This window comes from Mesorhizobium sp. ESP7-2, from assembly GCF_020164715.1.
GTDB lineage: Bacteria > Pseudomonadota > Alphaproteobacteria > Rhizobiales > Rhizobiaceae > Mesorhizobium.
Map to the genome: position 1 here is coordinate 1 of NZ_JAIUGQ010000066.1, position 21,116 is coordinate 21,116.

The window sequence follows — 21,116 nt, forward strand, 5'->3', positions numbered from 1 at the left end:
AACCTTGCCAAGGTTGGGGTCGAGCGTTCGAATCGCTTCACCCGCTCCAGTTTCCTCTCAGGGAATCAAGCATCGAAAAGCCGCGGTCCGCCGCGGCTTTTTCGCATCTGGGGTTAGGCTCGCAAGACGACCTTACTGTTTTTCGAAGGGGCGAGGTTACCGCACCGCGCGGTTACCAGATTGGACGCGACGGCAGGATTCGAACCTGCAACCTCACCACCCCCGACTGTGCGCAGGCAGTCGAGTAGAAAGCGGAGCGTTCTTCCGTTGAACTACGTCGCGTCACGGTGCTTTCACCGATAAACCTCGATATCAGCAGTTATGGGATCAGTGTTGACGCGAAGTAGCTAGGAGTGCCTCATTCATGTCGATAGTGGGCGCTTCGAGCGGCGTTGCTTCCCAGTCTCGATGTCGCGTTGCAGCTCCTCCCGATTTCGGGCATCCCGCGCGCGAGCCTGTTCTGCCCAGTCAATTTTGATTTGATCGGCCCACATGATGAACGACCCGTGAACCCTATCTCGGTTTTCCACAGCCTCGACCATCTCTTCCAACTCGCACATCACAAGCAGCCGCGCCTCCGGTGACAACGTCTTGTCACGAAGCTCCGCCTGCAACTCAGCAACTTGCTGGTCGGATCCGAACGTTGAATTCTTAATGTCGTAGAAATTGTCCTCGTCCCTCGCTCGATTGCGCTCTTCGCCATAGTCGATTTCCTGTTGGTCGGCTTCGGCACGTTCGCTGCTACGTGCGTAGCGGCTTATTGCGCCGGCCAAGCTCTCGTCGGGCGTGCCTGTCGCAATTTCGAATAACAAGCTGCAAAGATATGAGAACTCTGACCCTGGGGTTGTAACGAACCGAGGGTTCCCTTCGGATAGAACCAGCTCGTAGACGGCATTGACAATGTGGGACTTTGCTTGGTTGTCAGGAACTCGTACCGAGTTCGGTTTCGTACGAGCTCGATATACTTCCAGTTCCAGATACCCAGACAGAAAACGAACATCCCTCTCCAACTTCCAGAAGGGACGCGCCTCTTCCGCCTTGCCGTGCACTCGTTTCATATAGAGTCGTTGTGCTGGCTCGAACCCGCCTTCATGTGTCACGTCACTATCGCTAAGGAGTTTAGATAGTTCAAAAACTCGTTGCTGCAGCTTCACCATTCGCTGGATAAGCTTCCGTCGGTTCGCCTCTCTCCGACCGTTGGCCAATATCGCCTGGTAGTCCGAACACGTGTCGAATACGATGTTGAAAGTGATCCTTGCCCGGTTCGGATCGGTAATACGGAGCTGTCTCACGATCTCCGGGAACAATCCCTGCATACGACTGAGTAACACCCGGTTCGACGCGATCACCTCGCGCGCAACATCTTCCGAAAGCTCAGCGCGGATGAACCTCCTCAGTGCCCAGGAACCGAGGTAAGTTCCGGCATCCTTCATTAGTGTGTTGGCGTAATCAACCTCGTCCGCGAGTAACAAAAAATGTTCTTGGAAGACGCGAGCAGTCACATCAAGTGGCACCCGTTCGCCAGAAACCAAATGCTGCAAGTCTTTGCCTGACGCCGTTATTGTCATTATTTTCTCGCCTGCCCAGCCCGTTCGAGCGACGAGAATAACAACAACATGGTCTGGCCGCGAGCGGGTCACACCGCCTCCGCTGCTTCCTTGCTCAAATTGGAAAGACAGCGCGGTCGTGACCGATCAGGGGCTCGTCACCAGCCGCAACCCCGGCGACCTCGATGCATTCTGCGACAAGCTCGCCGAGGAAATCAGGGAAGGGCGGCATGACAAGCGGGCGGCCGCCTAAAGCAATTCCAGGAAAAGTGTTTAACGGTTTTCCCAGGAAAAGCGAGTAGCGCTTTCCCTAGGGAACTGCGTAGAGACAAAGAGTTAGAGCGGTCGCCGATCTCAATCGGGTGCTGAACCGCTCTCTAACATCTACCGGCATTGTCAGTGTTTGGCACCCGCCGTGTCGCCGGCGGCATCCGCGCCAGCCTGCTTTCGCCCGGCGGTCAGTTTACCGGACTCGAACTCCTCGACCGCCTTGTCCCAGCAGGCCTTCTCACGGTCGGGCATCAGGCCTTCCCGTTCCCAGAGTTCGTGGGCCCGCTTCCTGATGTGCGCGACACGTTCTTCCTGGCTGATCACCATGGCCGTGTTCCCTTGGACTTCCTCAGGAAGCAACCGGACAGCGCCTGAAATGTTCCATCCGGATGTCGTCAAACTCGGCAGGTCGAACACTTCATCCCAGGATCGCGGTTCGATGCGCTTTGCCTTCAGGCGCTCTTGGCCTGTCCAACGTTCGTCATCCCGGGGCGGAGCAGCCGCGAAGCGGAGTCGCGAAGACCCTGGGATCCATTCCGTGACCTCGGCCGGGGAATGCAGCGGAGCAGAATTCTGGACCGCTGCGGCGCGCAGAGGTCGCGGCATGGATCCTCGGGTCTGCGCTGCGTCGCTACGCTCCTCGCTTCGCCCCAGGATGGCGAACCGATGGACGTCTCCGCCAGTCTTCCAGGCATGTGGGGGATATCACCAAGCAACCGGCTTGATTGTCCGCACCCGCAATGCTCCGTTGCCGGCTCGGGCATACGGAGAAATTCATGACGGGTTTTGTCAACCGCCAGCGCGCCACGGATTTGATGCAACGCGCCGGCATTGGAGCGCTGGTGCTCTGCGCGCCCGAGGCCTTCCATTATGCGACCGGCGCGACGATCGGCCCGGCCGGCCTGTTCCGGCGCGCCGGCGCCGGCTTCGTCGTCATTCCGGCCAGACAGGACCTGCCGATCGGCGCCGTGGTCGCGGACTTCAACGCCGCGCAGTTGCGGACCGCGGCGCCCGGGATGGTCGTGCGCTCCCACCCGATCTGGATCGAATCCGCGCTGGTCGAGACAGGGCCTCACAGCCTTCCTCTGGCGGAGCGCATCGAGGCCGGCCTGGCTTCGCTCGGCCGCGCGCCGGATTTCTCGCGTCCCGCTACTTTCGACCTGGCCGGCTCGGTCCATCAGTTGCAGGCGATGCTCATCGATTTCGGGCTGGAGCGCGCCACGCTCGGCGTCGACCTCGACTTTATTCCCGCCGCCGATTTTGCCGCCATCCAGGCGCTGCTGCCGAACAGCCCCGTCGTCGACGGTTCGCCCGTGCTGGACCGGCTGCGCGCGGTCAAGTTGGAGCGCGAGGTCGACCTCCTGCGGCAAGGCATCCTCCTGTCGGAAGCCGGCCTGGAGCGGCTGCAGGTCGATGCGATGGCCGGCATGCGCCAGGCCGATCTCGTCGCGCTTTACCGGCAAGGCGTCGCAGCGGCGGCGGCCGGGCTTTCGCATCCGGTCATCACGGCCGAATATGTGACGCTGGGCGCCCGGGCCAAGGGGGCCGACGCCAGGGCCGTGGCCGGCGATCCGCTGAAATGCGACATGGTCTGCACCGTCGGCTTCTACGCCTCCGACATGTCGCGCAACTTCACCTTCGGCCCGCCTTCCGCCGATCAGGCCGAACTGCATGCCATCGCCGAGCGCGCCTTCGAGGATGGGCTGGCCGAGCTTGTCCCTGGAAACACGCTTGCCCATGTGCATCGCGTCGCCACCGACAGCCTGGCGCGGCAAGGCCTGCGCTCCTACCGCCGCGGCCATTTCGGCCACGGCGTCGGCCAGTCGGTCTTTTCCGAACAATGGCCGTTCATTGCTGCCGGCAGCGATGTCGTGATCGAGCCAGGCATGGTGCTGGCCTTCGAGATCCCGCTCTACATCGACGGCCTCGCCAGCTTCAATCTCGAGGACCAGTTCCTGATCACGCCGGATGGACCGGTCGCGATGAATAGGCTGCCGAGGCGGCTGGAGGTGATTGGGTAGGCAGGCAGGGATTGGCGATTGGCGCAGTTCGCTGAGAAGTGGCGCTCTACGGCGCCCCCCTCTGCCCTGCCGGGCATCTCCCCCACGAGGGGGGAGATCGACCATCGCGACCGCTTTCGCCAATTTTCAACGTTGCAAAAGAAAGGCCGGCGCCAAAACTGCCAATCTCCCCCCTCGTGGGGGAGATGTCCGGCAGGACAGAGGGGGGCGCCACGGAACTCGGCGGTAGTTGCCGTGGCACGTGAGAAACTAAGCACTCACCGGCGGCCGCCCTTGCGGCACGAGTCGGCTGCGACAGTGCCGGGCGCATGGAACGATAGCGTGCAAACATGATAAGAGGTCGGGTCGAAAACGAGCCAGGGAAGATCGACGTCATGACCGGAGCTGCCAGCCATCCGATCGCGGACGAAGAGGGAGCCAGGGGCGAGCCCGTCCGGCGCATTCCCGACATCATCTCGCTCGTCAAGGATTCCTACGCGGAATTGCGTCCGGCCGAACGCCGCGTCGCCGATGTCGTGCTCGAAAATGTCAAATACGCCGTCGACGCCTCCAACGCGGCGCTGGCCCAGCGCGCCGGCGTCAGCGAGCCGACGGTGACCCGCTTCTGCCGCGCCATCGGCTGCGAGGGCGTGCGCGACTTCAAGCTGAAGCTGGCGCAGAGCCTCGTCGTCGGTGCGCTCTATCTGGACACGTCGCCGGCCAGAGAGGGCGACACCGGCCTGCCGTTCTGGAACGCCGTGTTCGGCGAAGCGCGCCGTGCACTGCAGGAAGCCGAGCGGCAGCTCGATCCGGGTGAGCTGGAAAAGGCGGCCGAGCTGATCGCCCGGGCCCGCCAGGTCACCGTGTTCGGACTCGGCGGCAGCTCTTCGGCGCTGGCGCAGGAAACCCAGCACCGGCTTTTTCGCTACGGCATCTCGACCAGCGCCCAATGCGACCCCTATCTGATGCGCATGACCGCCTCGACGCTGAAGCCTGGCGACCTGGTGATCGCCATCTCGGCGACCGGGCGCACGCGCGAGGTGATCGAGGCCGTCGAACTCGCCAAGCACTACCGCGCCAACGCTATTTGCGTGACGGCGCCCGACACCGAACTTGCCCGCGCCTGCGACGTCAGGCTGACGGTTGCCGTGCCCGAATATCCCGACACGCTGAAGCCGACGGCCTCACGCTATGCCTTCCTGGCGATGATCGACCTTTTGGCGGTCGCCTCCGCCTACAAGCTCGATGGCTCCGCCCGCGAGACCGTGCGCCGCATCAAATACAACGCCCAGATCCACCGCACAGGGAAGGAAATGGAGCCGCTGGGAGACTAGTCCCTTCTCCCCGTCACTATACGGGGAGAAGGTGCCGGCAGGCGGATGAGGGGCAGCGCCGAGTTCGACGGTTACCGTCCCAATATACAAATTGGACGCATGAAAGAGGCAAGAAATGCTCGAAATGTCACCATCCAAACAGGCGGCCGCTTGGCTTGGTTCCTTTTCGCAGGCGCTTGAATCCGGCGACGTGTCGGCCGCAAGCAACCTGTTCGTCGACGACTGCTACTGGCGCGACCTTCTGACCTTCACCTGGAACGTCACCACCATGGAAGGCCGCGACGCCATCGCCGACATGCTGAAGTCGACGCTGGCGACGACCAGGCCGACCGGCTGGCAGCTCACCGGCGAGGCGACCTCGGATGAAGGCACGATCGAGGCGTGGTTCACCTTCGAAACGGCGGTGGCCACGGGACAAGGCATCATGCGGCTGCGCGACGGCCGCTGCCGCACCCTGTTCACGGCGATGACCGACTTGAAAGGGTTCGAGGAGCGCAAGGGCGCGGCGCGGCCGCTCGGCGTGCGCCACGAGGCCGACCCGGAACGCGAGACCTGGTCGGAAGCGCGGGCGCGCGAGACGCGCGAGCTTGGCGCTTCGGAGCAACCCTATTGCCTGGTCATCGGTGGCGGCCAGGGCGGCATCATGCTCGGCGCGCGGCTGCGTCAGCTCGGCGTGCCGACGATCGTCATCGAGAAGAACGCGCGGCCCGGCGATTCCTGGCGCAATCGCTACCGCACGCTCGTGCTGCACGATCCGGTCTGGTACGACCATCTGCCCTACATTCCGTTCCCCGACAATTGGCCCGTCTTCACGCCCAAGGACAAGATGGGCGACTGGCTGGAAATGTACACGCGTGTCATGGAGCTGAATTACTGGGTCGCCACCGGGTGCCTCAGCGCCAGTTACGACGAGGCCGAGAAGGTCTGGACCGTGGTGGTCGATCGTGTCGGCCAGCGCATCACGCTGAAGCCGAAGCACATCGTCTTCGCCACCGGCGCCTATGGTCCGCCGCGCAAGATCGAGCTGCCCGGCGCGGACCAATTCAAGGGCGAACTGCTGCACTCCAGCCAGTATACCAGCGGCGAGAAATTCCGCGGTAAGAAGGTCGCCGTCATCGGGGCCGCCAGTTCCGGGCACGACGTCTGCGTCGATCTCTGGGAGAGCGGCGCCGACGTCACCATGATCCAGCGCTCGCCGACCACCGTGGTCAAGTCGGACACGCTGATGCAGGTCGGCTTCGAGATCTTCTCCGAGAATGCGCTGTCGCGCGGCATCACCACGGAAAAGGCCGACATGATCGTCGCCTCGACGCCGTTCGCGCTGGTGTCCAAGGGCCAGCGCGCGCTTTACGACGTCATCCGCGCGCGCGACGCGGCTTTCTACGAGCGTCTCGCCGCGTCCGGCTTCGCGCTGGATTTCGGCGACGACGAGACCGGCCTTTTGATGAAGGCCTACCGCACCGGCTCGGGCTATTACATCGACGTCGGCGCGTCCGACCTGATCATCGACGGCAAGATCGGCATCCGCGGCGGCGTCGCGATAAAATCGCTGACAGCGAAAGGCATACTGTTCGAGGACGGCAGCGAACTCAAGGCCGACGCCATCATCGCCTGCACCGGCTACCAGTCGATGAACGAGAACGTGGCCGCTCTCGTCTCGCGCGAGGTCGCCGACAAGGTCGGCCCCTGCTGGGGCCTCGGCTCCGGCGTCAAGGGCGACCCCGGCCCCTGGCAAGGCGAATTGCGCAACATGTGGAAACCGACGGCGCAGGAAGCGCTGTGGTTCCACGGCGGCAATCTGGCGCTGTCGCGCTTCTATTCGAAATATGTGGCGCTGCAGATCAAGGCGCGGATGGAGGGCATCGAGACGCCAGTGTATGGGGCGGTCAGCAACGCGCCACGGTGACGCTGCTGATCTCCCCCCCTGTGGGGGAGATGGCCGGCAGGCCAGAGGGGGGCGCTGTCCTGCCAGCCTTTCATTTCGATCTTCTTTTGCAGTCGTCGGGTTCTTTGTCGGTCGCAATGTGGGCGAGGTTTGCATTCCGTCGCGCCCCCCTCTGCCCTGCCGGGCATCTCCCCCACGAGGGGGGAGATCGGCTAATCATGCCGATGCCCAAAATGCCGGGCCGCCACCTCGACATGGGTTTGCGCGGCATGCGCCTCGAAACGCTCGGTCTCGCTGACATCGTTCGCCGCCTCGTTCGGCCACCAGGTGCCGCCGATGACGATGCCTTCCGACACCAGCCGCTGATCGGCGACCAACTTGGCGCCGACCGCGTCGACGAAGGTGAAGCGGCCCGGACGCTGCCGCAGCACGGCGACATCGCCCACCGTGCCGACCGCCAGCATGCCGAGATCGGGCCGCGCGATCGCCTGCGCCGGCGCTTGCGTCGCGGCACGCAAAACCTCGACCAGCGGCATGCCGAGCGCCATCAGCTTGGACATGCAGACCAGTATGTCGAAGGCCGGCCCGTCGACGCAGTAGAGATGCACGTCGCTCGAGATGACATCGGGCGCCAACCCTTCGGCGAGCATCGCGCGGGCGACGTCGAAATCGAACGAACCCATGCCATGGCCGAGATCGAAGATGACGCCGCGCTCGCGCGCCAGCCGCATGTCGGGCCGCACCATGCCGGAGGCGAACACTGGCGCATTGGGGAACGGCCGGAAGCAATGGGTGAGGATGTCGCCCCGGCGCAGGCGCGGCAGCACTTCGGAGCGGCCGGGCGGCGGCTCGTCTATGTGCGCCATCAGCGGCAGGCCGGCCTTGTCGGCGGCGTCCAGCGCCAGATCCACCGGCGCGATGCCGCTGGTGCCGCCGGCATGCTTGCCGGAGCGGACCTTGACGCCGACGACCACGTCGGCGTGCTCGCGCACCGCCGCCACCACCTCGCGCGGTTCGCAAAGCCGGAGATCGCTGCATTCGCCCACCGACACCGTCTGCGAGAAGCCGAAAATGCCGGCAAAGGAAATGTTGACATAGGCCAGGATGCGCACCTTGGAGCGCTCCATGACATGGCGGCGGAAGCCGAGGAAATTGCCCGCGCCGGCGCTGCCGGCGTCGATGAAGGTGGTGGTGCCGCTCTTGGCGGCGAGCCGGTCGGCATCGACGCCGAGCGAGGTGCCGCCCCAATAGACGTGGCTGTGCAGATCGACGAGACCGGGTGCGACGATGCAGCCTGTCGCGTCGACCACCTGCGCGGCGCTGGTCGCGGGGATGTCGGCGTCGACAGCGGCGACGCGGCCATTGGCGATGGCGACGTCGCGCGGCGCGTCGATGCCTGACGCCGGATCGATCAGCCGTCCACCTTTCAGCAGGAGGTCGAATTGCATGGAGGTGCCTCCGCCTTGTTACGTCGTCTTCAGGCCGGCCTGTACGCGACGGCCTCGACTTCGATCTTGATGTCGATCATCAGCCGCGATTCGACCGTGGTGCGCGCCGGCGGATTTTTCGGGAAGTGCCTGGCGTAGACCGCGTTGAAGCCGCCGAAGTCGCGCGCGTCCTCCAGCCAGACGGTGGTCTTGACCACGTCGTCCATCGTGCAGCCGGCGAGCGCCAGTGCGGCCTTCACATTGGCGAGCACCTGCTCGGTCTGTTCCGTGATGCCGCCCTTGACCACGATCCCGTCGCCGCCGACCGGAACCTGGCCCGAGACAAAGACGAAATCGCCGGCCCGCACGGCGGGCGACAGCGGCACATGGGATGTTCCAAAAGTCTGCTTGGGCAAGGGACGGCCTCCTCCGATGACACGGGCAGGGCACCGAGGCGCCCGCTGTGGAGGAGATTTACCGCGATCGCGTCGATCCCGATAGAGGCCTAGTTGGAAAGCAACATTCTTCGAAATCCGTGTTGCTTTATTACAGAAGCGCTTGCATCGTGCGCGCTTGCCGGACGGGCTGGACGCCACGACGGACAGTTGCCCTTGCCAGACCGGAGACCCCGACGATGACCTTCGACAAGAACCCGTTCCCTTCCGGCGACGCCGACCGCCACGCGCTGTGGGAGATGCTGGTGCGGCGCGACATCGACGCCTTCATCGGCCAGGACTGGTCCATGGTCGAGAACGACTTCGTCGCCGAAAGCTTCTTCGGCATGCACGCGCATTTCCTGGCCAACGCCGACGCCTGGCGGCTGCAATTCCCCAAGCTGGAAATCTATCGCGACGAGTGGTTGCGCCAGGCCAAGGAGACGGCGGCGACCAAATTCGCCGAGCCGCTGCGCGAGGCGCTGTTTCGCGTCACCAATCTGCGTGACATCGATGTCGACGGCGACCGCGCCGTGCTGCACAAGAAGTTCGACGGCTCCGTCGCCAAGGCGGATGGCAGCGTCGACCGGCTGAAATGGCAGACGCTGTATTTCTGCAGGAAGGTTGGGGCGAGCTGGAAGATAGCCGGCTTCATCGGCTACATGCCCTATCCGCTAGGCGCCTGACATCGCGCCTTCGTCATCCGCGCAATTCGCCGTGCCGGCCGCTCAGTAGAGCGTGAAGAACGTCGGTAGCAGGCCGCTTTCCCGGAAATACTCGACGAGTTCGATGATCGGGAAGATGGCGAGGAAATAGAGCCCGTCATAGAAGGTGCGCTTCAACGCGCGCGTCGAGAACTGCAGCTCGTCATTGTCGCGGTAGAGCAGTGGGTTCGGCCAGAACCGGGGCGTCGCCTTGATATAGGCTGAATAGGCCGGGCCGAACTTGCCAAGGAGATATTCGGCTTCCTTGCGCGCCGTGACCCGGAAGATGAGGAAGCTGGCAAGGCCAAGCGCGGCAGCCGCCACCAGCGAGCCATAGAGCAGGCCAATACCGACCGCGCCGACCGTCGAGAAGAAATAGAGCGGGTTCTGGCTCATCGAGAACGGCCCGGTCGAAACCAGCTCCTCATTCTTCTTGCCGCCGACATAGAGGATGCTCCACAGCCGGCCCGCGACGCAGGCGAGCACCAGGCAGAAGCCGAGGAATTCGAGCGTCTCGTGGCCGTTCGAGCCTTCGCTGAGCGCCGGTTTGGTCAGGAACAGCAGCAGCACCGCCAGCGCCGCCGCGACGCGGATGAAAATCAGCCGCTTGCGCTGGACGAAAGCCTTCGAAACCGGCTTCAGGGAGGCGTAGCTCATTGGTGTTTTCCTGGGCGCTCTGTGCGAGCCCGGCCACTGGGGCGCGCCATTGATGGCGGATACAAGGCGCTCACCCTCTATCGGCGCACCGCGAGGCGTTCGTAAAGGCCTTTTGCGCCAGGCAGAGCCATCCTTACGAATTTGTATGCCACCGGACAGGCTGGAGTGAAGTCGCCTGCCTATTGTCCGGATCGCCGCCACAACAATCGACATCGGGACATCAGCCATGCTCGCGCCCAACACGCTCCCCGCCGCACCAAGCCAAAACCGGGTTCCCGAAGTCACTCTCGATTTCTGGCTGATCAAGCTGATGGCGGTGACCATGGGCGAAACGGCGGCCGACTATCTCGCCGTCAACCTCGGTCTCGGGCTAACCGTCACCTCGCTGATCATGACCGGCGTCCTGATCGTCGCCCTCGTCCTCCAGTTCGCGCAGAAGCGCTACGTGCCTTGGGCCTACTGGCTGGCGGTGGTGCTGATCAGCGTCGTCGGCACCCTGGTCACCGACAACCTCGTCGACACGTTCGGCGTGCGCCTGCAGACCACCACGATTGCCTTCTCGGTGGTGCTCGCGGCGACATTCGCGGTCTGGTACGCCACCGAGCGGACGCTGTCTATCCACACCATCTTCACCACCAGGCGCGAAATCTTCTACTGGCTGGCGATCCTGTTCACCTTCTCGCTCGGCACCGCCGCCGGCGACCTCGTCGCCGAGAGTTTCGACATGGGCTATCTGACCACCGGATTGCTGTTCGGCGGCGTGATCGCGCTCATCGCGCTCGCCTATTATCTCATCAACCTGGACGCCATCCTGGCCTTCTGGCTCGCCTATATCCTGACGCGGCCGCTTGGCGCCTCCTTCGGCGATTGGCTGTCGCAGCCCCTCGAATATGGCGGTCTCGGTTTCGGCACCACCTTCACCAGCCTGATCTTCCTCGGCTGCATCATCGCCCTGGTTCTCTACATGACGCTCAGGAAGAAGGCCGATGAGCTCGACGACATGCTGCTGGAGTCGGATTGAGCCGGCACCGAAGTTTCGGCGGTCGCTTGCGTTGAGGCGGCACATCCCTTGCCGATTGGCTGAAACATCCGTCGCTTCGTCATCCACGGGCGGAGCAAGGAGCGTAGTGACGCAGCGCGGACCCGAGGATGACGAAGATGGGAGGCGCTCCGAATTTCCCGCGGCCTGATGCCATCCTAGGAACCAACCCGCGCCGGTGATAGCCTGTCCCGGATATCGGAACTCAACCGGAACAGCGATGCGCCTACTTCTCGTCGAGGACGACCACAGGACGGCGGACTATATCATGCGAGGCCTGACCGAGGCCGGCCATGTCTGCGACCTCCTGCGCAACGGCCATGACGGGCTTTTCGCGGCGACCAGCGGCGGCTACGACGTGATCGTCGCCGACCGGATGATCCCCGGTCTCGACGGCCTGTCCATGGTCAAGGCTGTCCGCGCCGCGGGCGTGCGCACACCAGCGATCTTCCTCACCTCCGTCGGCGGCATCGACGATCGCGTCGAGGGGCTCGAGGCCGGCGGTGACGACTATCTGGTCAAGCCCTTCGCCTTTTCCGAACTGCTTGCCCGCATCAACGCGCTTGGCCGGCGGCCGGCCGCGCAGGAGCAAAGGACGGTCCTGCGGGTTGCGGACCTCGAGATGGACCTGATCATGCGGCGGGTGGTCAGGCGGGGCCAGCCGATCGACTTGCAGCCGAGGGAGTTCAGCCTGCTCGAGGTGCTGATGCGCGGCGAGGGCCGCGTCATCACCCGCACCATGCTTCTGGAACGCGTCTGGGATTTTCATTTCGATCCCAAGACCAGCGTCGTCGAGACCCATATCAGCCGGCTGCGGGCCAAGGTCGACAAGCCGTTCGACACCCAGCTCATCCACACCATCCGCAACACTGGCTACAGCCTGCACGCACCGCTCGCACCATGACAGGAACGTGGGCCCGCCTGCCGCGCAGCACGCCGTTCCGGCTTGCCCTGACGTTCGCCTTCCTGTTCATGCTGGCCTTCATCCTGGCGGGCGCCATCGTCTACCAGATGATGAGCGCCGATCTTGCCGAGCAGCTCGACGACACCGTCAAGGAAACCTACGCCGTCATCGCCTCAACCTATACCGACACCGATCCCAAGGAGCTGGTGGAGACCATTGAGAGCCACTCCTTGCGGAGCCCGAAGAAGGAGCAGCTGTTTTCGCTGACCGACCCAGCCGGCAACCGCCTGGCCGGCAACTTCACCGCCGCGGGACTTCCCGAAGGCTTTTCGATGTTCGGCGCCGAAATGCCCGGCCTGCCCGCGGGGACCGAATACCGCGCCTATTCCGGTTCGCTCGGCGCCAACACACTGACCATCGCCTTCAGCCTCTCCGAGACGAAGGAACTGGAGGCGATCATGCTGATGAGCTTCGGCTGGGCGACCCTGATCATCACCGGCCTGGCCGTCACCGGTGGCGCCCTGCTCGCCTCGCGCGTCCAGCGCCGTCTCGACGGCATCGCCGCCACGATGGTCGACGTTTCGCATGGCCGGCTCGATACCCGCATCCCGCTGACCGGCAAGGGCGACGACATCGACATCGTCTCCAGCCAGGTCAACGCCGCGCTCGATCGCCTGTCGGCGCTGGTCGAAGGCATGAAGCAGGTCAGCGCCGACATAGCGCACGATTTGAAGACGCCGCTCAACCGCCTGCAGATGATCCTGGAGGGCGCCGCCGACAAAGCCGCGCGGCACCAGGACGTCTCCGACGATCTGGCCGACGCGCGCATGGAGGGCCACCAGATCAACGAGACCTTCGATGCGCTGCTGCGGATCGCGCAGATCGAGGCCGGCGCGCGCAAGGCGCGCTTCACCGATGTCGATCTCGGCGAGATCCTGCGGATCATCGCCGAAATCTACACCGACGTGGCCGAGGACGATGGCAAGTCGCTGTCGCCGCCGCGGCTGGAGGAGACGACCGGCCGGATCCATGGTGACCGCGAACTGTTGATGCAGATGGTCGCCAATCTGGTGGAGAACACACTGCGCCATTGCCCGCCCGGCACCACCATAAAACTGCAGGTGACGCGTCAGGGCGACCGCGTCCTTGCCTGCGTCGCCGACAACGGCCCCGGCATTCCCGCCGGCGAGCGCGAAAAAGTGTTTCAGCGGCTCTACCGGCTGGACCACAGCCGATCGACGCCAGGCAGCGGTCTCGGCCTCAGCCTCGTCCGGGCCATCGCCGACCTGCACGGCGCGACCATCACGCTCGAGGATTGTAAGCCCGGCCTTGCCGTGGTGGTGAGTTTTCCCCTGGCAATGGATTGACTTCGGAAGTTGGCGAAAGCCGGTGTAACGGCCAATCTCCCCCCTTGCGGGGGAGATGCCTGGCAAGGCAGAGGGGGGTGCTGTCCCGCCTGTCGAACCGTCGCGACCCATCGGCGGGCTTATAAACGGCCGAGGCCGGCGATCCTTCACACCCCCCTCTGGCCTGCCGGCCATCTCCCCCGCAAGGGGGGGAGAGCGCTGTTACGTCACCGGTCGATCCGCGTCGACAGGATGATCGATGACGCGGTCCGTTCGACCCCGTCCATGGCGCCGATCTGGTCGAGCAGCGTGTCGAGGTCGCGGATGGACGGCGCGTCGACGATGACGATCATGTCGAAATTGCCGCTGACGGAGTGCAGCGTCCGCACGGGCGGCAGCGCCTGCAGCGCGCGCACCACTTTGTCGGCGAGCTTGGGCGTGACGGTGAGCAGCACATGCGCCCTGACCAGCCCCTGCTCGTAGTCCGGCGCCAGCCTGACGCCATAGCCCATGATGATGCCGCGCTGCTCCAGCCGCTCGATCCGGCTTTGCACCGTGGTGCGCGAGACGCCGAGCTGCCGCGCCAGTTCGGCCGTCGAGGCGCGCGCGTTGGCGCGCAGCAGGGAAAGCAGGGCCTGTTCGGCATCACTGAGCATTTCGACGAATCCCTTCGGCAAATCGACAAAAGATAGGGTTCACTTTGCAGAATTCCACGCTTCCTTTCGCCAGGCAAGCTGCGATGATTCCGGCAGACGCAGATGGCAGGAGTATTTGACCATGAATAACATCGTTATCGTCGGGGCCGGCAAGATCGGTTCGACCATCGCCGAAATGCTCGCTGAAACGGGCTACTACCATGTCACCCTCGTCGACCGCTCGGCCGCGCAGCTCACTGCCGCCGAAGTGCCCGACGGCGTCGAGACGCTCGAACTCGACATCGCGGCGGTTGGCGCGCTTGAAGCCGCACTCGCCGGCAAGTTCGCCGTGCTGAGCGCCGCCCCCTTCCACCTCACCACGCGCATCGCCGAGGCGGCCGCCAGCGCCGGCGTGCATTATCTCGACCTCACCGAGGATGTCGTCTCGACCAGGCGGGTCAAGGAGCTGGCACGCTCCACCAAGAGCGCCTTCATCCCGCAATGCGGGCTGGCGCCGGGCTTCATCTCGATCGTCGCCAACGACCTCGCCAGCCGCTTCGACACGCTGGAAAGCGTGCGCATGCGCGTCGGCGCGCTGCCGCAATACCCGTCCAACGCGCTGAACTACAATCTGACCTGGAGCACCGACGGCGTCATCAACGAGTATTGCGAGCCTTGCGAGGCGATCGTCGAGGGCGAACTGGTCGAAGTGCCGCCTCTGGAGGAGCGCGAGGAATTCTCGCTCGACGGCGTCACCTACGAAGCCTTCAACACCTCGGGTGGGCTGGGCACCTTGGCCGAGACGCTGAAAGGCAAGGTGCGCACGCTGAACTACCGCACCATCCGCTATCCCGGCCATGCCGCGATCATGAAGGCGCTGCTCAACGACCTTGGGCTGCGCCATCGCCGCGACGTGCTGAAGGACATTTTCGAAAGCGCCCTGCCGGCAACGCTGCAGGACGTGGTCATCGTCTTCGTCACCGTCTCCGGCCGCAAGAACGGCCGCCTGCTGCAGGAGACCTACGCCAACAAGATCTATTCCCGGCGCGTCGGCCAGACGGTGCGCAGCGCCATCCAGATCACCACGGCTTCTGGAATCTGCGCCGTGCTCGACATGCTGGCCGATGGCTCGCTGCCGGCGACCGGCTTCGTCAAGCAAGAGGATATCGCGCTCGAAGCCTTCCTGGCCAACCGCTTCGGCCGCGCCTATGCCCAACACGAGATGGTTAGCCGGCTGGCGGGCTAAAGAACGCCGCGCTCAAATATGCAGCGCGTGCCCCAGCGTCTTCAGCGCCGCTTCCTGAAACCCCTCGCCTTGCGTCGGATGCGCATGGATCGTCCCTGCGATGTCCTCCAGCCTTGCGCCCATCTCCAGCGCCAGCCCAAAAGCCGTCGACAGCTCCGACACGCCCTGACCGGCCGCCTGGATGCCGAGCACCAGGTGATTGTCCGCGCGCGCCACGACGCGGACGAACCCGTCCTCGCCGAGCTTCGTCATGGCGCGGCCATTGGCGGCGAAGGGGAACAGGCCGATCTTGATCTCGCCGCCGAGCGCCTTGGCCTCTTCGGGCGACAGCCCCGCCGTCACCAGCTCGGGATCGGTGAAACAGACGGCAGGGATCGAGCGCTTGTCCCAGCTGCGCTTGTGGCCGGCGACGATCTCTGCGACCATCTCGCCTTGCGCCATCGCCCGGTGCGCCAGCATCGGCTCGCCGGTGACGTCGCCGATGGCGAAGACGCCGCGCATCGAGGTCCGGCATTGGTCATCGATCCTGATGAACTTTCCCGCCGTGTCGAGATCGATCTGCTCGAGACCCCAGCCCTCGGTCACCGGCTTTCGGCCGACCGTCACCAGGATCTTGTCCAAGGCGACCTTGCCGCTCTTGCCGTCCGACGTCTCGACCAGCAGCGCATCGCCTTTTGTCGACAGTCCCTTGGCCTTGGCACCTATCATCACCTCGACGCCGAGCGCTGCGAGCCGCTTGACCACCGGCCGGGTCAGCTCGGCATCATACTGCGCCAGCACGCGCGGCAAGGCTTCGACGACGGTAACCTTGGCGCCCATCTTGGCGAAGGCCATGCCGAGTTCGAGGCCGATATAGCCGCCGCCGACGACAGCAAGCCTCTTCGGCACTTCGCCCAGCGCCAGAGCCTCGGTGGACGAAATCACCGGGCCACCGAACGGCAGGAACGGCAGTTCGACCGACGCCGAGCCGGTGGCGATCACGATCGTCTCGGCCCGGATCACCTGGCTGCCGGTCTCGGTCTCGACCTCGACGGTCTTGCCGTCGCGAAAGGTCGCCCAGCCATGCACCGTCTTCACCCCGGCCTTCTTCAGCAGGCCGGCGACGCCGCTGTTGAGCCGGCTGACGATCCCGTCCTTCCAGGCGACGGTCCTGGCCAGATCGAGTGCCGGCGCCGTCACCGAAATGCCGAGCGGGCTCTTGCCGCTGGCCATATCAGACACCTTCTCGAACTCTTCCGCCGCATGGATCAGCGCCTTGGATGGGATGCAGCCGACATTGAGGCAGGTTCCGCCAGGCTTGCCGGCTTCGACGATGACCGTATCGACGCCGAGCTGCCCGGCACGAATGGCGCAGACATACCCGCCCGGACCGGCGCCGATGACCAGCAGCTTGCAGGAGATTTCTTTCATGATGGCACGCTCTTTTTGATGGAGGCCCCCTCATCCGGCCGCTTCGCGGCCACCTTCTCCCCGCTGGGGAGAAGAGACTGTGACAGGCGTCGATAATCTCCTCTCCCCTCGGGGAGAGGTCGGATTGCCCCGAATTGCCCTTGCAATTCGGCTGGCAATCCGGGTGAGGGGGACTTTGCGACCGTTCTCATCCCCCTCTAATCCACGAAGATCAGCGCCGGCGTCTCCAGCAGCGCCTTGATCCGCTGCACGAACACCGCCGCGTCCCAGCCGTCGATGACGCGGTGGTCGAAGCTCGACGACAGGTTCATCATCTTGCGTGGGACGAACTGCGTGCCGTCCCACAGCGGCCGCACCATCATCTTGTTGACGCCGATGATCGCCACTTCCGGATGGTTGATGACCGGTGTGGTCGCCACACCGCCCATGGCGCCGAGCGAGGTGATGGTGATGGTCGAGCCCGACAGCTCGTCACGAGTCGCGGTGCCCGACTTGGCCGCCTCGGCCAGCCTGAAGACCTCGGCGCCGCAATCCCAGATGTCGCGCGCCTCGGCATGCCTGACGACAGGCACCACCAGCCCCGACGGCGTCTGCGCGGCGATGCCGATATGGATGCCGCCATGCTGGTGGATGATGCCGGCCTCGTCGTCGAACAAAGAATTGAGCTGGGGCTGGTCCGCGATCGCCTTGACCATCGCCCGCATCAGGAACGGCAGCAAGGTCAGCTTCGGCCTCTCCCCACCCCCTTTGGCAACACGCTTTTCCTTGTTGAGCGCGGCCCGCAATTCCTCGAGCGCCGTCACGTCGATCTCCTCGACATAGGTGATGTGCGGGATGCGCGATTTCGACAGCATCATCTTCTCGGCGATCTTGCGCCGCAAGCCGACCAGTTTGATGTCCTCGATCGCATCGTTGCGGGCGAGACCCGATGCCTTGGCCACTTGCGGACCGCGCGCCAGGAAGGCCTCGATGTCTTCGTGGCCGATGCGGCCGGCCGGGCCGCTGCCTGCGACTTGCCTGAGATCGATGCCGGCCTCTTTCGCGCGCAATCGGACGGCCGGCGAGGCCAGCGGCTTTTCGCCTTCCGGGCGCGGGGCGCCGGCCGAGGACCGTGCGACAGTCTTGGCGGCGGCCGGCGATGGTGTGGGTTTTGTCGGCGCCTCGGCGGGCTTTGCCGCCTGGGGTGCCGGTACGGTTTCGGGTTTCGAGCTCGCCGGCTTGGCGGGCGCTTCAGCCTCGGCGGTTGGTTTCGCGTCTTTGCCGGCGGCTTTCACATTGCCCGCGCCCGCCACCTTCAGCCGCACGATCGGCGAACCGATCGCCACCGTGTCGCCGATCTCGGCGCCGAGCCACAGGATCTCGCCATCGACGGGCGACGGGATCTCGACCGTCGCCTTGTCGGTCATGACAGCGGCAAGCACCATGTCCTCGCGCACGATGTCGCCGATCTTCACATGCCATTCGACGAGTTCGGCCTCAGCGACGCCTTCGCCGACATCAGGCAGCTTGATGACGTGTTCGCCCATCTCAGGCCTCTCCACTCTAAGCTTCCAATGTTTCTATGAGCGCACGGCCGACCCGGGCCGGCCCCGGAAAATACTCCCACTCCTGCGCATGCGGATAGGGCGTGTCCCAGCCAGCGACGCGGGCCACCGGCGCCTCCAGATGGTAGAAGCAGTTTTCCTGCACCAGCGCCGACAGCTCGGCGCCGAACCCGGAGGTCAGCGTCGCCTCGTGCACGACGACGCAGCGCCCGGTCTTCTTGACCGAGGCCACGATCGTGTCGAGGTCGAGCGGCAGCAACGTCCTGAGGTCGATGATCTCGGCATCGATGCCGGTCTCCTCGGCCGCGGCCTGCGCGACATAGACCATGGTGCCGTAGGCGAGCACAGTGACGGCGGAACCTGCCCTGCGGATCGCCGCCTTGCCGAGCGGCACGGTGTAGTGGCCGTCGGCGACCTCGCCGAGTTCGTGCTTCGACCATGGCGTCACCGGCCGGTCGTGATGGCCGTCGAAGGGGCCGTTGTAGAGCCGCTTCGGCTCCAAAAAGATCACCGGGTCTGGATCCTCGATCGCCGCGATCAGCAGCCCCTTGGCGTCGTGCGGATTGGATGGCACCACCGTCTTCAGGCCCGACACGTGGGTGAACAGCGCTTCTGGGCTCTGGCTGTGCGTCTGGCCGCCGAAAATGCCGCCGCCGGTCGGCATGCGCACCACGATCGGGCAGGTGAAATCGCCGTTCGACCGGTAGCGCAGCCTTGCGGCTTCCTGCGTCAGCTGGTCGTAGGCCGGATACATGTAGTCGGCAAACTGAATCTCCACGCACGGCTTCAGGCCGTAGGCGGCCATGCCGATGGCCGAGCCGACAATGCCGGATTCGTTGATCGGCGCGTCGAAGCAGCGGCTCTTGCCGTATTTGGCCTGCAGCCCGTGGGTGACGCGAAAAACGCCACCGAAGAAGCCGACATCCTCGCCGTACACGACGACTTTGTCGTCGCGCTCCATCGACACGTCCATGGCATCCCGAATGGCCTCGATCATGGTCCGCCTTGGCATGGCTCAGACTCCCGCCTGCTGGCGCTGGCGCCTGAGATGCGGCGGCATCTCGGCATAGAGGCCCTCGAACATGTCGCGCGTCGACGGCTTGCCGCCGGCATGCAGCGTGCCGTGGCTTTCCGCCTCCTTCTGCGCCGCGATGACCGTATCGAGGATTTCCGCCTCGGCCTGCGCGTGCCGCTCGTCCGACCAGACGCCGAGCTTGATGAGATGGTTCTTCAGCCGCACGACCGGATCGCCGAGCGGCCAGGCGTCGGACTCCGTCTTTGGGCGGTAGGCGGAGGGATCGTCCGAACTCGAATGGGCGCCGGCGCGGTAGGTGACATATTCGACCAGCGTCGGCCCGAGATTGTCGCGCGCCCTGGTCGCCGCCCATTTGGCCACGGCGTGCACGGCAAGATAGTCGTTGCCGTCGACGCGCAGCGACGGGATGCCGAAGCCGAGACCCCGCGCCGCGAAGGTGCCCGAGCCACCGCGCGCAATGCCCTGAAAAGTCGAGATCGCCCATTGGTTGTTGACGACATTGAGCACGACCGGCGCCTTGTAGGTGGAGGCGAACACCAGAGCCGAATGGAAGTCGGACTCCGCCGTCGAGCCGTCGCCGATCCAGGCTGCGGCGATGCGCGAATCGTTCGAGATCGCCGAGGCCATCGCCCAGCCGACCGCCTGGATATACTGCGTCGCCAGATTGCCGGAGATCGAGAAGAAGCCGTGCTCTTTAGACGAATACATGATCGGCAGCTGCCGACCCTTCAACGGATCGGCCTCGTTGGAGTAGATCTGGTTCATCATCGTGACCATCGGATAGCCGTCGGCGATCAGCAGCCCGGCCTGCCGATAGGTCGGAAAATTCATGTCGCCCGGCGCGAGCGCCTTGCGGAAGGCGCAGCTCACCGCTTCTTCGCCCAGATGCTGCATGTAGAAAGAGGTCTTGCCTTGCCGCTGCGCCATCTGCATGCGCGCGTCGAAGGTGCGCAGCGTCATCATGTTGCGCAGGCCTTCCAGCAGCTCCTCGCTGGAAAGCAGCCCGGCCCACGGCCCGACGGCTTCGCCGTTGCGGTTCAGCACGCGGATGATCGAAAACGCCATGTCGCGGATGGTGCGCGGATCGACATCGATGTCGGGGCGCGGCACCGAGCCGGCCTGGGCGATGGTCACGTTGGAGAAATCAGGCGTGCCGCCCGGCCGCACTTCCGGCTCGGGAACGTGAAACCGCAACATCCCAGCATCGGCCATGACCTCAACTCCTCCAATGTTGCCTGATGCGGATATTTGCACATCCGCGCGTCCAGGGCGAATTCGTCGGGCGGGCCTCTTGCGCTTCGGTTCCGGCCGCGCCGGCCGATCCCAGCCTCCCGCGCTCAAGATGAAGATATGTCGGCGAAATTTCTTGTCGATGTTGAGCAGCGGCACGCAATTTGGCGCAAGGTTCTGGGCTGGTTGCCGCAAGACGAGGTATTTCTGGGTGTCGGGCGCAATGCGAGGGTCGCAGACGCAGAATAACGTTCGGTCGAGTTCCCTGCGCCCCCTCTGTCCTGCCGGACATCTCCCCCTTAAGGGGGCGATTGGCAGCTTCATTGATGGCGCTTCTCTGTCAGCGTCGAAAATTGGCGAAAGCCGAAATAACAGCCGATCTCCCCCCTTGAGGGGGAGATGTCCGGCAGGACAGAGGGGGGCACCGTCCCGCCGGCGTCTCTGAAAAACAGGCCCGCCATCGTTCAC

At 64.5% G+C, this 21,116-nt stretch carries 19 protein-coding genes and 1 tRNA gene; 9 read left to right on the forward strand and 11 right to left on the reverse strand.

Annotated elements, in window-relative coordinates:
- Positions 1-181: 181 nt before the first annotated feature.
- Both LB543_RS32150 and LB543_RS32155 read right to left on the reverse strand, forming a co-directional pair.
- Positions 182-282: transfer RNA gene (locus LB543_RS32150), tRNA-Arg, on the reverse strand.
- Positions 283-362: 80 nt separating this feature from the next.
- Positions 363-1,640 (reverse strand): hypothetical protein, encoded by a 1,278-nt coding sequence (locus tag LB543_RS32155; RefSeq protein ID WP_224617191.1) that lies wholly within the window; start codon positions 1,638-1,640, stop codon positions 363-365.
- Here LB543_RS32155 and LB543_RS32160 point away from each other — a divergent pair.
- Positions 1,606-1,800 carry a DJ-1/PfpI family protein gene (locus LB543_RS32160; protein WP_318013032.1) on the forward strand — a complete coding sequence of 65 codons (195 nt, stop codon included), beginning with the start codon at positions 1,606-1,608 and terminating at the stop codon, positions 1,798-1,800. The genes LB543_RS32155 and LB543_RS32160 overlap by 35 nt on opposite strands.
- Positions 1,801-1,943: 143 nt before the next feature.
- Here the strand turns inward: LB543_RS32160 and LB543_RS32165 are convergent, their stop codons facing one another.
- Positions 1,944-2,144 (reverse strand): DUF2934 domain-containing protein, encoded by a 201-nt coding sequence (locus LB543_RS32165; RefSeq protein WP_140762371.1) that lies wholly within the window; start codon positions 2,142-2,144, stop codon positions 1,944-1,946.
- Positions 2,145-2,593: 449 nt separating this feature from the next.
- Here LB543_RS32165 and LB543_RS32170 point away from each other — a divergent pair, with 449 nt between their 5' ends.
- The 3 genes from LB543_RS32170 (at position 2,594) to LB543_RS32180 (ending at position 7,057) form a co-directional block, all read left to right on the forward strand.
- A complete protein-coding gene (locus LB543_RS32170; RefSeq protein ID WP_224617172.1) occupies positions 2,594-3,838 on the forward strand; it encodes a M24 family metallopeptidase in 1,245 nt (414 codons plus the stop codon).
- 374 nt (positions 3,839-4,212) lie between these two features.
- Positions 4,213-5,151, forward strand: a complete 939-nt coding sequence (locus LB543_RS32175) for a MurR/RpiR family transcriptional regulator (protein WP_224617174.1) — start codon at positions 4,213-4,215, stop codon at positions 5,149-5,151.
- 115 nt (positions 5,152-5,266) lie between these two features.
- Entirely contained in the window at positions 5,267-7,057 is a 1,791-nt protein-coding gene (locus tag LB543_RS32180; protein ID WP_224617176.1) for an NAD(P)/FAD-dependent oxidoreductase, read from the forward strand.
- A gap of 191 nt (positions 7,058-7,248) precedes the next feature.
- Here the strand turns inward: LB543_RS32180 and LB543_RS32185 are convergent, their stop codons facing one another.
- Both LB543_RS32185 and LB543_RS32190 read right to left on the reverse strand, forming a co-directional pair.
- Positions 7,249-8,484, reverse strand: coding sequence for an amidohydrolase/deacetylase family metallohydrolase (locus LB543_RS32185; protein ID WP_224617178.1), 1,236 nt, complete (start codon positions 8,482-8,484; stop codon positions 7,249-7,251).
- Between the two features lie 29 nt (positions 8,485-8,513).
- A complete protein-coding gene (locus LB543_RS32190; RefSeq protein ID WP_140813467.1) occupies positions 8,514-8,879 on the reverse strand; it encodes a RidA family protein in 366 nt (121 codons plus the stop codon).
- 218 nt (positions 8,880-9,097) lie between these two features.
- On the opposite strand from LB543_RS32190, the gene LB543_RS32195 reads away from it, so the two are divergent.
- Entirely contained in the window at positions 9,098-9,583 is a 486-nt protein-coding gene (locus LB543_RS32195) for a hypothetical protein (protein WP_224617180.1), read from the forward strand.
- A gap of 42 nt (positions 9,584-9,625) precedes the next feature.
- Here the strand turns inward: LB543_RS32195 and LB543_RS32200 are convergent, their stop codons facing one another.
- Positions 9,626-10,258: a methyltransferase family protein gene (locus LB543_RS32200; RefSeq protein WP_224617182.1), complete on the reverse strand. Its 633-nt coding sequence runs from the start codon at positions 10,256-10,258 to the stop codon at positions 9,626-9,628.
- 226 nt (positions 10,259-10,484) lie between these two features.
- Between LB543_RS32200 and LB543_RS32205 the strand changes: the two genes are divergently transcribed.
- From LB543_RS32205 to LB543_RS32215, 3 genes are all read left to right on the forward strand, one after another.
- Complete coding sequence (locus LB543_RS32205; RefSeq protein ID WP_224617184.1) at positions 10,485-11,279, forward strand: hypothetical protein; 795 nt, start codon at positions 10,485-10,487, stop codon at positions 11,277-11,279.
- A gap of 238 nt (positions 11,280-11,517) precedes the next feature.
- Complete coding sequence (locus LB543_RS32210; protein WP_140762347.1) at positions 11,518-12,201, forward strand: winged helix-turn-helix domain-containing protein; 684 nt, start codon at positions 11,518-11,520, stop codon at positions 12,199-12,201.
- Positions 12,198-13,568, forward strand: a complete 1,371-nt coding sequence (locus tag LB543_RS32215; protein WP_224617186.1) for a sensor histidine kinase — start codon at positions 12,198-12,200, stop codon at positions 13,566-13,568. The genes LB543_RS32210 and LB543_RS32215 overlap by 4 nt, the downstream gene beginning before the upstream one ends.
- Positions 13,569-13,774: 206 nt before the next feature.
- Here the strand turns inward: LB543_RS32215 and LB543_RS32220 are convergent, their stop codons facing one another.
- The gene (locus LB543_RS32220; protein ID WP_224617187.1) at positions 13,775-14,203 is read right to left on the reverse strand and encodes an Lrp/AsnC family transcriptional regulator; all 429 of its coding nucleotides are present in this window, start codon (positions 14,201-14,203) and stop codon (positions 13,775-13,777) included.
- On the opposite strand from LB543_RS32220, the gene LB543_RS32225 reads away from it, so the two are divergent.
- Positions 14,106-15,428 carry a saccharopine dehydrogenase C-terminal domain-containing protein gene (locus LB543_RS32225; RefSeq protein ID WP_411908805.1) on the forward strand — a complete coding sequence of 441 codons (1,323 nt, stop codon included), beginning with the start codon at positions 14,106-14,108 and terminating at the stop codon, positions 15,426-15,428. The two genes, LB543_RS32220 and LB543_RS32225, sit on opposite strands and share 98 nt — an antisense overlap.
- A gap of 12 nt (positions 15,429-15,440) precedes the next feature.
- Here LB543_RS32225 and lpdA read toward each other — a convergent pair whose 3' ends face one another.
- The 4 genes from lpdA to LB543_RS32245 form a co-directional block, all read right to left on the reverse strand.
- A complete protein-coding gene (gene lpdA, locus LB543_RS32230) occupies positions 15,441-16,838 on the reverse strand; it encodes a dihydrolipoyl dehydrogenase (protein ID WP_224617189.1) in 1,398 nt (465 codons plus the stop codon).
- Positions 16,839-17,035: 197 nt separating this feature from the next.
- Positions 17,036-18,364 carry a dihydrolipoamide acetyltransferase family protein gene (locus LB543_RS32235; protein WP_224617190.1) on the reverse strand — a complete coding sequence of 443 codons (1,329 nt, stop codon included), beginning with the start codon at positions 18,362-18,364 and terminating at the stop codon, positions 17,036-17,038.
- Positions 18,365-18,380: 16 nt separating this feature from the next.
- Positions 18,381-19,394, reverse strand: coding sequence for an alpha-ketoacid dehydrogenase subunit beta (locus tag LB543_RS32240; RefSeq protein ID WP_224596027.1), 1,014 nt, complete (start codon positions 19,392-19,394; stop codon positions 18,381-18,383).
- Between the two features lie 3 nt (positions 19,395-19,397).
- The gene (locus LB543_RS32245; protein WP_140762328.1) at positions 19,398-20,630 is read right to left on the reverse strand and encodes a 3-methyl-2-oxobutanoate dehydrogenase (2-methylpropanoyl-transferring) subunit alpha; all 1,233 of its coding nucleotides are present in this window, start codon (positions 20,628-20,630) and stop codon (positions 19,398-19,400) included.
- Positions 20,631-21,116: the final 486 nt, after the last annotated feature.

Bases quoted from the DNA above. Each gene is read 5' to 3' on its own strand.
- LB543_RS32180 (WP_224617176.1), top strand. From the start codon at position 5,267: ATGCTCGAAATGTCACCATCCAAACAGGCGGCCGCTTGGCTTGGTTCC.
- LB543_RS32235 (WP_224617190.1), bottom strand. From the start codon at position 18,364: ATGGGCGAACACGTCATCAAGCTGCCTGATGTCGGCGAAGGCGTCGCT.
- LB543_RS32205 (WP_224617184.1), top strand. From the start codon at position 10,485: ATGCTCGCGCCCAACACGCTCCCCGCCGCACCAAGCCAAAACCGGGTT.
- LB543_RS32220 (WP_224617187.1), bottom strand. From the start codon at position 14,203: ATGCTCAGTGATGCCGAACAGGCCCTGCTTTCCCTGCTGCGCGCCAAC.
- LB543_RS32210 (WP_140762347.1), top strand. From the start codon at position 11,518: ATGCGCCTACTTCTCGTCGAGGACGACCACAGGACGGCGGACTATATC.
- LB543_RS32200 (WP_224617182.1), bottom strand. From the start codon at position 10,258: ATGAGCTACGCCTCCCTGAAGCCGGTTTCGAAGGCTTTCGTCCAGCGC.
- LB543_RS32175 (WP_224617174.1), top strand. From the start codon at position 4,213: ATGACCGGAGCTGCCAGCCATCCGATCGCGGACGAAGAGGGAGCCAGG.
- LB543_RS32170 (WP_224617172.1), top strand. From the start codon at position 2,594: ATGACGGGTTTTGTCAACCGCCAGCGCGCCACGGATTTGATGCAACGC.
- LB543_RS32215 (WP_224617186.1), top strand. From the start codon at position 12,198: ATGACAGGAACGTGGGCCCGCCTGCCGCGCAGCACGCCGTTCCGGCTT.
- LB543_RS32245 (WP_140762328.1), bottom strand. From the start codon at position 20,630: ATGGCCGATGCTGGGATGTTGCGGTTTCACGTTCCCGAGCCGGAAGTG.
- lpdA (WP_224617189.1), bottom strand. From the start codon at position 16,838: ATGAAAGAAATCTCCTGCAAGCTGCTGGTCATCGGCGCCGGTCCGGGC.
- LB543_RS32165 (WP_140762371.1), bottom strand. From the start codon at position 2,144: ATGGTGATCAGCCAGGAAGAACGTGTCGCGCACATCAGGAAGCGGGCC.
- LB543_RS32195 (WP_224617180.1), top strand. From the start codon at position 9,098: ATGACCTTCGACAAGAACCCGTTCCCTTCCGGCGACGCCGACCGCCAC.
- LB543_RS32185 (WP_224617178.1), bottom strand. From the start codon at position 8,484: ATGCAATTCGACCTCCTGCTGAAAGGTGGACGGCTGATCGATCCGGCG.
- LB543_RS32240 (WP_224596027.1), bottom strand. From the start codon at position 19,394: ATGCCAAGGCGGACCATGATCGAGGCCATTCGGGATGCCATGGACGTG.